Source organism: Salinibacterium sp. PAMC 21357 (assembly GCF_000247645.1).
Taxonomy (GTDB): Bacteria; Actinomycetota; Actinomycetes; order Actinomycetales; family Microbacteriaceae; genus Rhodoglobus.
The window spans coordinates 791,961-804,652 of the sequence record NZ_AHWA01000004.1 but is presented as its reverse complement, the minus strand read 5'-3'; the positions used below and the strand labels follow the sequence as shown (position 1 = coordinate 804,652).

The window sequence follows — 12,692 nt, the reverse complement described above, 5'->3', positions numbered from 1 at the left end:
ACCACAACGATGCCCGCACTCGATAGCGCTGCACCCAAAATTCCCCTCAGCTCACGAAGTTGGGGCCTCGTTCCCGCAGCGCTATTGAGCGGGTCAGCGGTTCTTCTGTTCTCCCTGCGGATGCCGCTGCTCGGCTATGTCGTGGTGGCGCTGGCGCTCGCCGCAGCCTGGTTCACCGACAGCCGCAAACTCACTGAGGGCTTAGCGAAAGATCTGTTCCTCATTGCCACAGGCATGGTCATCGTCTCGACCATTTCGGTGGCCGCTGACATCAGCTGGGGCAACTTCTTCCTGCTCGGTTTCGTGCTGGCTGCGGCCGTGGCCGTGCCTTACGCACTGTCACGTTTTGTGTTCAAGGATCGCCTCATCCGTTTTCGCTGGCGGGGCGGTTGGCCGTGGAACCGTGTTCAGTGGGGCTACCTGTTTCTCGTGCTCTTTCTCGGCTGGCTTATCCTGCCTTTTTACTTCATCACTAGCGGTGTGTACCTCAACTGGCCCATTGTCACGACGCCCGACGAAATCGGTCGGCTATTTGTCGGAGTGAACGCTGTCGGCACGTGGGATGAATTGTTCTTCATCCTCACCGTCTTCGTGCTCTTCCGGAGACACTTTCCGGTGTGGCAGGCAAACCTGCTGCAAATGGTGATCTTCGTGTCGTTCCTGTGGGAACTCGGTTATCAATCGTGGGGGCCGCTGCTGACGATTCCGTTCGCCCTGCTGCAGGGCTGGATTTACTCGACGACCAAATCGCTCGTCTACGTTTTGAGCGTGCACCTACTGTTTGACGCCGTCGTGTTTCTCGTCATCGTGCACGCGCGTAACCCGGGAGTCATCCCGTTCTTCCTGCTGTAAAACGCGGGCACCGTTCGCGGCAGCTGGCCGCGCAAAGCTAGATCGCTACTCGCCGCCGCCGGGAGGGCCAAGCGTGATCAGCACAACGTAGAGCACGACGACAGCCGCAACGATCACGCTGGCGAGCAGGACCGGGTGATTGAGGGCCCACCGCATTGTGCGGTCAACCCAACCCGCATCACGCGGATGATCGGATGCTTCCTTGCGCCAGCCGCCCGTGAGACGACCCGAGCGGGCAAGCCACAACTCAACAGGGATCGTCGCATAGGGAACGACGGCGCTACCGATGGTGAGCACGGCGGTGCCGACGCTCCAACGCTGGTTCACCGTCAGCAACACGGCGGTGGCACCGTAGGCGAGGAACACGAAACCGTGAATGGCCCCACCGATCGACACCGCAACATCCAGCCCCGCCGTAGCGCGCAAGATGAGGCCCGTGATGAGCAGAGTCCAGGTCACCGCCTCAGCGAACGCCAAAACGCGGAACAGTGACTTGGGGGTCGCAAACATGGGGCTGAACTTTCAGTATTAGGCGTTGGCCATCAACGAGCTGATCGCGCTCGTGAAGAACGTGAGGCCGTCGGTGCCCGAACGCATTGCGGCGCGAGTGTCTGGCCCAAAGCCAGCTTCGGTCGCGTGCTCGGGATGAGGCATAAGCCCCACGACGTTGCCGCGCGCATTTGAGATGCCGGCAATGTCGTTCGCTGACCCGTTGGGGTTGACCTCAAGGTAGCGGAACACGACCTGGCCTTCACCCTCAAGACGATCGAGCGTGTCTTGGTCGGCGATGTAGCCACCCTCGCCGTTTTTCAACGGGATGATGATCTCTTCGCCCTCTTTGAAATCGTTGCTCCACGCGGTGTTGACGTTCTCGACGCGCAGCTTCTGGTCGCGGCAGACAAAGTCACCGTGATCGTTACGCACGAGACCGCCGGGCAGCAGGTGGGCTTCCACCAAGATCTGGAAACCGTTGCAGATGCCGAGAACGGGCATTCCGGCGTTGGCGGCCGTGATGACCTCGCTCATGATGGGTGAGTGCGCTGCGATCGCGCCGGCACGAAGGTAGTCGCCGTAGCTAAAACCACCGGGCAGAACGATGGCATCCACGTTCTTGAGGTCGTGGTCGCCGTGCCACAGGGCTACCGGCTCACCGCCACCCAGCTTGACCGCACGCTGAGCGTCTCGGTCGTCGAGCGAACCCGGAAAGGTGATGACTCCGACGCGCACTATGCGCCCTGAGCGTCGTCGGCGGGGCGAGCCTCGCCGACATAAATAACATCTTCGATAACCGTGTTGGCGAGAAGATCGTTGGCGATCTCGCGGGCCTCAGCCAGCAGCTCATCAGTGATCGGGCCTTCAACGGTGAGCTCAAAACGCTTACCGATGCGCACCGCGCTGAACTCGCTCTTGTCGAGACGGACGAGGGCGCCGGCTACGGCCTTACCCTGAGGATCGAGGATTTCAGCCTTAGGCATTACCTCGACGACAATAATTGGCACCGAATCACTCCATGATTTCGCGCGGGCGGATTGCCTCCAGTCTAGCGGAGGCTAGTGGTGCGCCAGACTGTACTCATGGACATCGATCGTGCAGTGCAAACCCGCATCGTCAGAACGTTGGTCGCGGGCCAAGTGCTCGCCGGTCTCGGGCTGGGAGCAACGGTTGCGGTCGGTGCGATCTTGGCCGCCGATCTGGGTGGCGAGACGCTCTCGGGAGCAGCGGCAACATCCAGCACACTCGGTGCAGCACTTGTGTCGATTCCCCTTGCTCGACTAGCGGCCCGCTGGGGTCGACGACCGGCACTGGCGCTCGGCGCCGGCATTGCCGCGGGTGGATCCCTCATCACGGTGATCGCGGTGGGCGTCGCATTCTTCCCGCTGCTCATTCTGGGTTTCGCGATGCTCGGTGTCGGCACCGCGGTCGGCCTTCAGGCGCGCTTTGCGGCGACGGATGTTGCGGCTCCCGAACATCGGGGACGTGACCTGTCCCTCGTTGTCTGGTCCACCACAATCGGTGCCGTTGCTGGCCCCAACCTCGTCGGCCCCGGCGAAGCGGTTGCCCAATGGCTGTCGCTGCCGACCAATACGGGATCGTTTGTGTTCGCGATTGCCGCCCAACTCGCGGCCATGGCTCTGTACCTTGTCGTGCTGCGACCTGATCCGCTGACGCTCGCCGCCCAACGCCCGGTTGAACCTGCTGCTGTCGCGGATGCCGGAATCGTGCGCGGTCGTGGCCCGCTCGTCTTTGCGATCGCTGCCATTGCGATCAGCCATGCGGTGATGGTCTCGATCATGGCGATGACGCCGGTGCACCTGAGCCATCAGGGAGCAAGTCTCACGATCATCGGCTTCACCATCAGCCTGCACATCGCGGGAATGTACGCGCTGTCGCCGGTCTTCGGATGGGCCAGTGACCGTTTCGGCCGCATCCCCACCATCCTCATTGGGCAGGTGTTCTTTGCGGCCGCCGTGCTTGTGGTTGCGCTGGGGCAACTGAGTAACTCGGCGGTCACCGTCGGGTTGGTCTTGCTTGGCCTCGGCTGGAGTGCATCGACCGTTGGTGGTTCTGCGCTCGTCGCTGATCTCGCGACCGGAAAAACGAAGCTGCGAATTCAGGGCCGCAGCGACACGATCATGAGCCTTGCTGGTGCGCTCGGTGGAGGATTTGCCGGACCAATTCTCGCGCAGGTCGGCTACGCGGGGCTCGCGTGGGGTGCCGGAATTTTGGTGCTCATCGTTGCAGCGGCCGCGCTTGTGGTGTGGCGGAGCGCCGCCGTTGCTGCAGCCGAGAAAATGTTGCTCGACACTGCAGCTGGCACGTCATGACAAAGGCCTCCCTGCGCAGTGCGCAGAGAGGCCTCGTCAGTGATTCGAAGGGGTGATGCTACTGCTGAAGTGCAGCCTCAATCTCGAGCGTAAGGGTCACGTTCTCGCCGAGCAGCACGCCGCCAGTCTCGAGCGCTGCGTTGTAGTTGATGCCGAAGTCGGTGCGGTTGATGACGGTGCTGACGCTCGCCGCCGCCATGGTCTGGCCGTACGGGCTGGTGGCGATGCCGCCGAATTCGCCTTTGAGGGTAACGGGCTTGGTGACGCCGCGGAGAGTGAGCTCGCCGTCGACAGTCATGTCGTCGCCGTCGATCTTGACCGAGGTAGACGTGAAGTTTGCTGTGGGGAATTCCTCTACGTTGAAGAAGTCGTTGGTGCGCAGGTGGCCGTCACGGTCAGCCTGGTTGGTGTTGATGGTTGCCATGTCGATGGAGGCGTTGACCTGGTTCTCTGCCGCGTTCTCCGACGTGACGATGGTGCCGCTGAAACCGTCGAAGGTGCCGCGGACCTTGCTAATCATGAGGTGCTTGACAGCGAAGGAGACGGTCGAGTGGGTGGGATCGATGTCCCAAGTGCCGGCGACGAAGTTGGTGTGGGTGTCTAGAGAAGTAGTCATGTATCCGTTGAACTGTCGGTAGCTGATGACTATTCCGAGAACGCGCCCTGTTCGCTGTGAGCGTGTGGAGTAACCGACTGAAACCGGCTCCGACATCCATGCTGCCTTTGGTCAGTGACAGTCGGTAGGCTCGCCCTATGGACACCACCGAGCTCAATGATTTTCTTGAGCAAAACGACTTCTCTGGCACCGTCTTAATCAAGCGCGGCAATGCCACGATTTTTGAAGCCGTCATGGGCAAGGCTAGCCATCGCTGGGATGTGATGAACACGGCAGACACCCGTTTCGATTCGAACGCGATTACGAAGCTCTTCACGAGTGTTGCCGTGTTGCAGCAGGTATCGAAGGGCGAGCTCGATCTTGAGACCTCCATTCACCATTACGTTGATTTGGCCGAGTCGGAGATTGACCCGGCCGTCACGCTCTTGCATGTGCTGACGCACACGAGCGGCATTGCGGATGATGTGGATGAAGAAGAGGGCGAAAGCTACGCCGCCCTCTGGTCCGAGTTCCCCACCTACACGATCATGGAACCGGCCGATCAATTGCCGCTGTTCATCAACAAAGAATCTCTGGCCGAGCCCGGAGTCGAGTGCGTGTACAGCAACGCCGGTTATGTTCTCGCGGGCCTAGCCCTTGAGAAAGTCACCGAAGAGAAGTACCGCCAGTTGGTCTTTGATGATGTTTTCACGCCTGCCGGCATGATCGATTCTGGTTTCTATGACCGCCGGGATGCTGCGCCACGCGTTGCGGAAGGCTGGGACTTCATTGACGGTCGCTGGGTTTCCAACATCTACAGCGCACCGCCTATCGGGCTTCCCGACAGCGGCGCCCATGTCACCGCGGCCGATCTGGTTCGCTTTATCCAGGCTCTGCGCAATGGTGAACTGCTCAACGCGGAGTTCACGGAAGAGTTTCTCACCCCACAGGTGAAGTACGACGAAGAGACTTGGTATGGCTTCGGGCTTGAGTTCGACATGAACGAAGATGGCACCGTGCGCAGCTATTTCGCTGACGGTGTTGGGCCCGGAGCATCCGGAATCGTTCGCCACTACCTTGAGGCTGATCTCGACGTTGTTGTGCTTTCCAACTCTGAAGAGTGTGCGTGGCCGATCATCCGCGAGATTGACGAACTCCTCGGCGGCTAAGGCGCGAGTTGGGCCGGGCCCAACCATCCTGACGTCGACTTTTCACGCGTGGCGTCTTTGAGTTCGACGAAAATAACGTGCGTCGGGGTCTCCCCAATGTTCTCGCCGGCATGACGCTGAGCTGCGAGCCACATGGCTTTGCCCGCGGGCAGATCGACATCACGGAAGTTGCCCTCCGCATGGAGGCGACGCTGAAAATCGCTGAGGGTGATCATCACACTGTCGGGATGCTCGTGCGGTGTCGTCTTGTCGCCGGCCGCATCGATGTACTCAAGCACTCGTACGCGGTCATTCTCGAACACCACTGAGTAGTGTTCCGGATTCGTGGTTACTGGATCGGCATCCATGCAAGATAGTGTGCGCCTCGATTCGCGCCTTGGCAAGCACTGTTTTTGGCGCTTGCTGCCGCCCTAATGTGCGGCGGTCGTCACGTGAATCGTGTTGGCCCACGGGTCTTCGAAAGTGAGGGTTCGGCCATCGTTTCGTAGCGGGATGCCGTGGTGCGTCATCCGTTCGCCAAGCGCGCCGAGATCGTCGGCGCTCGGCACCGCAATGTCGACTTGGGCGAGGCCGAGGGCGGGCAGCCGCGGACCGGCACCGCTCGAGTTCCACGTGTTCATGGCCATGTGGTGGTGGTAGCCGCCGGCGCTCACGAATACGGCGCTGCCGGGGATTTCGGTGGTGGCTTCGAAGCCGAGTTGGTTGACGTAGAACTCGCGCGCAGTCTTCACGTCGCCGACTTGCAGGTGCACGTGACCGACGCGGGCGCCACCGATGACGGGCTGCTCGACGGCTGCTTCGGTGAGGTTCTCTTGAAGGAAGCCGTTCGGGTCGAGAAAGAGGGTGGCCATTTCGACGGCGCCGTGAGTCCAGCTCCACTGGGTGCGGTCGCGATCCCAGTACAGTTCAACGCCGTTGCCCTCGGGGTCGGTGAAGTAGAAGGCCTTGCTCACGAGATGGTCGGCGCTGCCCGTGAACGTCTTCGGGTAGCGAGTGGCCACCGAGTAGACGGCTGCCGCCAGCGCTTCTTCAGTGTCGAACAGGATGGCGGTGTGAAAGAGTCCGGCATCGCGGGGGCTCGCATGCTTGAGCGCGGGCGAATGCTTGAGGATCACGACGGGCGTGGTGCCGCGACCGAGGACGACGGTGTCAGAAGACTCTCTCAGCACTGTCAGCGCCACGGCATCCCGGTAATACGCGGTGAGGGCGTCCAAGTTGGCAACGCTGAGCGTCACTGCGCCCATGGCGGTATCTGGCGCGAGCAGGTCGGTCATGAGTTGTGCAACCGTGCGACCACGGCGGGTATTCCGTCGCGGATGTCGACGCGCCACCGGATCATAGGTCGAGAACGAGGCGCTCACCGACGCTGCGGGACACGCAAATCATCATGGTTTCATTGCTCTCGCGTTCTTCGTCGCTGAGCACTTCGTCGCGATGGAGGGGCACTCCGCCGAGCACGACGGTCTCGCAGGTTCCACAAATGCCTTCTTGGCAGGAGTTGAGGGCAGGCACTCCGCAGCGCGTCATTGCCGCCAGAATCGTTTCGTCGGCGCCTACCGCGATCTCGGTGCCGTCGTTGGTTTCAACGACGAAAGCGGTGTCGGTGCTTTCGGCTCCGGTTCCGTTTCCGGTGAATCGTTCGATGTGAAGCAATTCGGCTGGGCAGCACGCAATCACGGCGTCGAGCAGTCGCTCGGGCCCGCAGGCAAAGATCTGGGGAGTGAGGAGCCCGGTGGAATCGACGGCGTTGGCCAAGTCGATTCGCCCACGATCTAGACCGGGATGCACTGTCACCCGGTCGCTGAAGGTAGCAAGTTCGTCGAGGAAACCCATCGATTCGTGGGAGCGTCCGAGGTAGAGCAAACGCCAGTTCGCCCCCGCGGCGTCGGCTGCTCGCACCATGGGCAGGATCGGGGTGATGCCAATCCCTCCCGCGATGAAGAGCAAGTCGGGTCCTGCTGCTGCTGCTGCTGCCGTTGCCGTTTCGGCGGATGCCGTCACGAAGCCGAAGTTGTCGCGCGGCCCGTCAGCGTGAACGCGCGCACCGACCTGCAGGTGTTTGTGCGCCGCTACCGACCCACCTCGTCCCTCCGGCTCATGAAGAACGGCAACCCTCCACGTGTGAGAGTCGGCCGGATTGGAGCACAGCGAATACTGTCGGATCAGGCCGCCGGGCAGCGTGAGATCGATGTGTGAACCAGGGGTCCAGGCGGGAAGCGTTCCGCCGTCGGGCCGGCCAAGGGTGAACGCGTCAACCCTGTTGGCAACGGTGTCGCGGGCGAGTACGCGAAGTTCGATGCTCATTTCGCGGCCCCGGTGTCTGACCCTGTTCTAGGCTCGGTCGTGGTCTCGGCGTCAGTCTCGGCTTCGACACCGTTGGGGGCGCTGAGGGCGGCATCCGCAGCACGGATCACGGCACCGCTGGTCACGAGTTCGGCGACGGCACGGATGCGGGGATACAGCACCGCATCCTTCGTCACGTGACCGTTGGGGCGGCCGTCGCTCGCGGGAGTGCCGCGCACGAGGGCGACGGCGGCACGGCTGGCCGTCCCCATCGTTTGGCCGGTTCCCTCTCGCTCGATTTCTCGCAGTTCGAGGGCCTGAGTGGCCATGAGAAGTTCAATGGCGACCACTTGCTGGATGTTGCTGACGATGGTTCGAGCGTGGCGGCCGGCGTTGTTGGCCATGGAGACGTGGTCTTCTTGATTCGCGCTCGTGGGGATCGAGTCGACGCTGTCGGGATGTGCGAGCGTCTTGCAATCCGAGACGAGAGCGGCGGCCAGATACTGCGGCAGCATGAAGCCGCAGTCGAGCCCAACTTTTTCGCTCGCGACGAGCATGTCCGGAAGGCCACGGTTGAGAGTCCCGTCATCGAGGCGGAACAGTCGTCGTTCGGTGATGTTGCCGATTTCAGTCACCACAATCGAGAGGAAGTCGGCGGCGAACGCGAGATATTCGGCGTGGAAGTTGCCGCCCGATACTGCCTTCAGGCTTCTGCTCGACGGCAACTCGGGAATGATGAGGGGGTTATCGGTGGCCGCGTTGATCTCGGTTTCGATGATTCCGCCCACGAAGTCGAGCGTGTCTTTCACCGGCCCGAATACTTGCGGAACGCACCGCAGCGAGTAGGCGTCTTGCGGTGGTTGGCGGTCCGGATTGCTGTCGCGATCGCCGGTGACAAAGGTGCTGTCGCTCAGCAGTTGGCGGATGCGCGAAGCGATCGCAATTTGGCCCTTCTGGCCTCGAGCGTCATGCAGTTCGGCGATGAAAGCGTCGCCGAAACCGCGCAATGCCTCAATTGACATGACGGCGGTAATCGTGGCGGTGTCCAGCAGCACTTGCGCATCCCAGAGGGCCAAGGCTGCCTGCGCTGCCGAGAATGAGGTGCCGTTCAAGAGCGCCAAACCATCCTTGGCAGATATCGGGATGCGCGGGATGCCTGCGTGCGCCATCGCTTCAACGCCACTCACGATGCGGCCGTCGATAAACGCTTCGCCGGAGTCGAGCGGGTCGTCGTCGACGGGTTTGCCGTCAATGTTCGGTGGCGCGGTGAGCACGATCGCGATGTGGGCGAGGGGGATGAGATCACCGCTGGCGCCCAAGGATCCGTACTCCGGAACTGCCGGGAAAACGTCCTTATTGAGCATGTCGATGAGGCCCTGCACGATGGCGAACTGCACTCCGGAGTATCCCCGGGTCAAGCTCACGATGCGAATGAAGATGGTGGCGCGCACGACCTCTTCGTCGACGTTGCGACCCACGCCCGCGGCATCCGCCAGTATCAGACGGCGACTCAGTTCAGCGGCATCCGCGGGGTCTTCGAAAGCTTGGCGACCGGCCAGGGAGCCGAAGCCGGTGTTGATGCTGTAGATCGGTGGGGTGTCTTTGCCGGCCTCCATGCCGCCAATGATGCCTTCGATCCAGTCGCGGCTGGGTGCCATGCGCTCGGCCACCTCAGGGGCGAAGGCAACGCGTCGGCGGTCGCGTGCCACGTCGATCAGATCAGTGAGGGTGGCGGCCCCGTCGCCGATTAACAGAACTGGTTTCGCGGTCATGAGGTCCCTTTCTTCGAGGAGGATGTTGTCCAATTTTCGAGAGCGTCGGTGAGGTCAGCGGCCGCTGCTTGCAGCACGGAGAGAGCTCGAGGCACCCAGCCTTTGTCGCCGCAGCGGGATTCGGGGCCGGCGACATCGAGCGAGCACACGGCCTCGCCGTGAAACATCACCGGCACGGCGACCGAGACGGATCCGGCTTCGTATTCTCCACGAGAGACAGCCCAGCCGGTCTGCCGCACACTTTGGATGGTGTGGTGCAGTTGCGCCGTAGTGAGGGTGTTATCGGTGTAGTGCTCACGCTCGCTCGCCAGAACCCGCTCGATCACGGTTTCGGGGGCCCACGCCAAGAGGACTCGCTGGCCGGCGCCGGCGTGCAGCGGCAGCAGTTGGTTTACGGCGAAGGTGTATTTGAGGGCTTTGTCTGGTTCGGACTTTCGCAGACACAGTGCTTGCGTGCCGACCCGCACGATCATTACAGCGGTCTCGCCGAGGGTGTCGACGATGCTGCTCAGCACTGCCGGGCCGACTTCGGCGAGGGCGGACTGCGCACTGTGGCGGCCGGTGAGGGCCAGCAGTTCGCGCCCTGGTTCGTAGCGGCCTTGGGCTTCTCGCACGTAGCCGGTGTCGCGGAGCGTGCGGAGATATCGGTAGGTGGTGCTCGTGGGGAGCCCGACCGAGGCAGCGAGGGTGTGCGCGGTGTGGTCTCCTGACGCCGCGATCTCACTCAGCAGCGCGAGCCCGCGCTCGAGGGACGAATCCATGACAGTGTTTCTCCCTTCGAGCGTCGACTCATCATTGCGCCGACGTTCCCTGCCCTACAAACAGCTGTCTCACTGTGTGAGAACTACAGTGGCAGTGATTTGCACTGAACGATACCGTCAAATTCTTCGTAGTGAGCCAGAGGAGCCTCGATGTCTGCCATTTCTTCATTCAGCGACGACCCGTACTCGGATGAGAACCTCGCTAACCCGTATTCACTCTTTGAGCGGATGCGCGCGGCTGGCCCTGCCGTCTGGCTGGAGCGGTACGACGTGCTCGCGTTCACCCGGCACACTGAAGTTCGCGACATCCTCGTCGATCACGAAACCTTCATCAACGGTGCTGGTGTTGGCCCCAAGAACCTGCATAAGGAACCCGCGTGGCGACCGCAGGGCATCCTCGAATCTGATCCGCCGATTCATGGGCCGATGCGGGCGGCGATGGTCGATGTCATTTCGCCGCGGGGTGTGCGATCCCTGCGCGCTGGGTTCCAAGAGTTTGCCGACGAATTGCTTGATGGGCTTATCGCCCAGGGCGAGTTCGATGCGATCACCGACGTCGCCGAAGTCTTTCCCATTCGCGCTTTCGGGGATGCTGTCGGCATCCCGCGCGAGGGCCGCATGGAGAACCTGCTGCCGCACGGTGCAATGAACTTTAGCGCTTTCGGGCCAGAGGATGATCGCTATCGCGAGTACTTCGCGAAGGGCGATGGCACCCGCGACTGGGTGATGGCGAACTGTGCGCGCGAAAATCTGAGCACCGATGGTCTCGGCTCAAAAATCTGGGAGCATGCGGATGCCGGAGCGATCACCAGCGACCAGGCGGCCCTGCTGGTGCGGGCCTTGCTTTCGGCTGGTCTAGACACGACGGCGCTCGCGATCGGAAATACGCTTCGCTGCCTCAGCGGGAGCGCAGGGGCGTGGCAGGCCGTGCACGAGAAGCCGTCGCTCATGAAGTTCGCAATCGATGAAGCGCTGCGCTTCGAGTCACCGTTCCAGTCGTTCTATCGAACTACGTCGCGAGCGACCGAATTTCACGGCCTTGAGCTCGACGAAGGCCAGAAAGTGCTCGTTTTTCCGGGGGCAGCGAATCGCGATCCTGCTCAGTGGGGCGAGGATGCGCACGAGTATCAGATGACGCGTCAGGCTGGCGGTCACTTGGCGTTCGGTATGGGCATCCATCAGTGTGTTGGGCAACCCATCTCGCGTCTCGAAATGGACGTGTTGCTCACGACTTTTGCGACGCGGGTGAAGAGGATCGAACGTGGTGGCGAGCCAGTTCCGTATCTCCACAACACTCTCAAAGGGCTATCGTCACTGCCGCTGAAGGTGGTTGCGGCGTAAGCAGGAACGCCTTTTCGGTCTGCACGCTAGCTCGGGCATCTGCGTGGCTGTGAGTCTCCCGAGCAGCTTGACCTAGAGTGCACTCCAACTCTTAGAGTCCTAACCATGATCTCCCTCGAAGAAATGACCGCCCGCCAGCAGCCCCTCGAATCGAACTTCGGCTACCGCAGCACGGCATCCGAAGTGATTGCCGGCTTCGATCTCGCCCGCAAGACCGCTGTCGTCACCGGTGGTTACTCGGGGCTTGGCTACGAAACCGTGAAGGCGCTAGCCGAAGCCGGGATGACCGTGATCGTTCCTGCCCGTCGCCCTGAGAAGGCCGCCGAAGTGCTCGCCGGTGTTGCTGGCGTTCAGATCGAAGCGATGGACCTTAGCGACCTCGACTCTGTCGCCGCGTTCACCGCCGGGATGCGCGACGCCGGCACCCCCGTCGACCTCGTGATCAACGCCGCCGCCGTCATGGCGACCCCCGAAACGCGCACCGCTCAGGGCTGGGACATGCAATTCGGCACCAACCTCCTCGGACACTTCGCGCTCGTCGCCGGTCTCGAAACCCTGCTGCAGGATGGCGCGCGAATCGTGTCGTACTCGTCCGTTGGCCACTGGCGTTCGCCCGTGAACTTCGACGACATCAACTTTGACTCCACCGACTACGAGCCCTGGGTTGCCTATGGCCAGTCGAAGACAGCGGATGCCCTGTTCGCTGTTGCTCTGGATGCTCGCCTGGCCGGCCGCGGCATCCACGCGTACTCGGTGCACCCGGGTGGCATCATGACTGACCTGCAGCGCAACATGCCGCGCGAAGAACTTCTTGCTCGCCAGTGGATCGACGAAGACGGCAACCCGAACCCGCTCTTCAAGACGCCGGCCGAGGGCGCATCGACGGGGCTCTGGGCGGCAACGGCTCCCGAACTCGTCGACCGTGGTGGCGCGTACTGCGAAGACTGCTCCATCAAGGGCATCGTCGCGGATGACCACGCCGATATGACGACCGGTGGTGCCAAGCAGTGGGCGGTTGACCCTGCTGCGGCCGAGAAGCTTTGGGCCGTCGCGGTGCAGGCGACCGGGTTGGATCCGTTCAGCAGCTAGCGGAC

The 12,692-nt window shown here is 62.1% G+C and carries 14 protein-coding genes; 5 read left to right on the top strand and 9 right to left on the bottom strand.

Annotated features, from left to right (window positions below; translation table 11 throughout):
• Positions 1–9: 9 nt before the first annotated feature.
• Positions 10–852, top strand: a complete 843-nt coding sequence (locus ON14_RS07210) for a CPBP family glutamic-type intramembrane protease (protein ID WP_010204166.1) — start codon at positions 10–12, stop codon at positions 850–852.
• A gap of 45 nt (positions 853–897) precedes the next feature.
• Here ON14_RS07210 and ON14_RS07205 read toward each other — a convergent pair whose 3' ends face one another.
• Genes ON14_RS07205 through purS form a run of 3 tightly spaced genes read right to left on the bottom strand, consistent with a single transcriptional unit; the run spans position 898 to position 2,351 of the window.
• Positions 898–1,362 carry a DUF3817 domain-containing protein gene (locus ON14_RS07205; RefSeq protein ID WP_010204165.1) on the bottom strand — a complete coding sequence of 155 codons (465 nt, stop codon included), beginning with the start codon at positions 1,360–1,362 and terminating at the stop codon, positions 898–900.
• A gap of 18 nt (positions 1,363–1,380) precedes the next feature.
• Complete coding sequence (gene purQ / locus ON14_RS07200; protein WP_010204163.1) at positions 1,381–2,079, bottom strand: phosphoribosylformylglycinamidine synthase subunit PurQ; 699 nt, start codon at positions 2,077–2,079, stop codon at positions 1,381–1,383.
• Complete coding sequence (gene purS / locus ON14_RS07195; RefSeq protein ID WP_010204162.1) at positions 2,079–2,351, bottom strand: phosphoribosylformylglycinamidine synthase subunit PurS; 273 nt, start codon at positions 2,349–2,351, stop codon at positions 2,079–2,081. The genes purQ and purS overlap by 1 nt, the downstream gene beginning before the upstream one ends.
• Before the next feature lie 75 nt (positions 2,352–2,426).
• On the opposite strand from purS, the gene ON14_RS07190 reads away from it, so the two are divergent.
• Positions 2,427–3,677, top strand: a complete 1,251-nt coding sequence (locus tag ON14_RS07190) for an MFS transporter (protein ID WP_202800918.1) — start codon at positions 2,427–2,429, stop codon at positions 3,675–3,677.
• 58 nt (positions 3,678–3,735) lie between these two features.
• Here the strand turns inward: ON14_RS07190 and ON14_RS07185 are convergent, their stop codons facing one another.
• Positions 3,736–4,293, bottom strand: coding sequence for a YceI family protein (locus ON14_RS07185; protein ID WP_026037590.1), 558 nt, complete (start codon positions 4,291–4,293; stop codon positions 3,736–3,738).
• A 137-nt stretch (positions 4,294–4,430) separates the two neighbouring features.
• Between ON14_RS07185 and ON14_RS07180 the strand changes: the two genes are divergently transcribed.
• Positions 4,431–5,441, top strand: a complete 1,011-nt coding sequence (locus ON14_RS07180) for a serine hydrolase domain-containing protein (protein WP_010204157.1) — start codon at positions 4,431–4,433, stop codon at positions 5,439–5,441.
• Here the strand turns inward: ON14_RS07180 and ON14_RS07175 are convergent.
• From ON14_RS07175 to ON14_RS07155, 5 genes are all read right to left on the bottom strand, one after another.
• Complete coding sequence (locus tag ON14_RS07175; RefSeq protein ID WP_010204156.1) at positions 5,438–5,788, bottom strand: hypothetical protein; 351 nt, start codon at positions 5,786–5,788, stop codon at positions 5,438–5,440. The two genes, ON14_RS07180 and ON14_RS07175, sit on opposite strands and share 4 nt — an antisense overlap.
• 63 nt (positions 5,789–5,851) lie before the next feature.
• A complete protein-coding gene (locus tag ON14_RS07170) occupies positions 5,852–6,715 on the bottom strand; it encodes a VOC family protein (protein WP_010204155.1) in 864 nt (287 codons plus the stop codon).
• Between the two features lie 61 nt (positions 6,716–6,776).
• A complete protein-coding gene (locus ON14_RS07165; protein ID WP_010204154.1) occupies positions 6,777–7,745 on the bottom strand; it encodes a PDR/VanB family oxidoreductase in 969 nt (322 codons plus the stop codon).
• Positions 7,742–9,496, bottom strand: a complete 1,755-nt coding sequence (locus ON14_RS07160) for an HAL/PAL/TAL family ammonia-lyase (protein ID WP_010204153.1) — start codon at positions 9,494–9,496, stop codon at positions 7,742–7,744. The genes ON14_RS07165 and ON14_RS07160 overlap by 4 nt, the downstream gene beginning before the upstream one ends.
• Positions 9,493–10,257: an IclR family transcriptional regulator gene (locus ON14_RS07155; RefSeq protein ID WP_010204152.1), complete on the bottom strand. Its 765-nt coding sequence runs from the start codon at positions 10,255–10,257 to the stop codon at positions 9,493–9,495. The genes ON14_RS07160 and ON14_RS07155 overlap by 4 nt, the downstream gene beginning before the upstream one ends.
• A 150-nt stretch (positions 10,258–10,407) precedes the next feature.
• Between ON14_RS07155 and ON14_RS07150 the strand changes: the two genes are divergently transcribed.
• Positions 10,408–11,598, top strand: a complete 1,191-nt coding sequence (locus tag ON14_RS07150) for a cytochrome P450 (RefSeq protein ID WP_010204149.1) — start codon at positions 10,408–10,410, stop codon at positions 11,596–11,598.
• Between the two features lie 105 nt (positions 11,599–11,703).
• Entirely contained in the window at positions 11,704–12,687 is a 984-nt protein-coding gene (locus ON14_RS07145) for an oxidoreductase (RefSeq protein ID WP_010204147.1), read from the top strand.
• Positions 12,688–12,692: the final 5 nt, after the last annotated feature.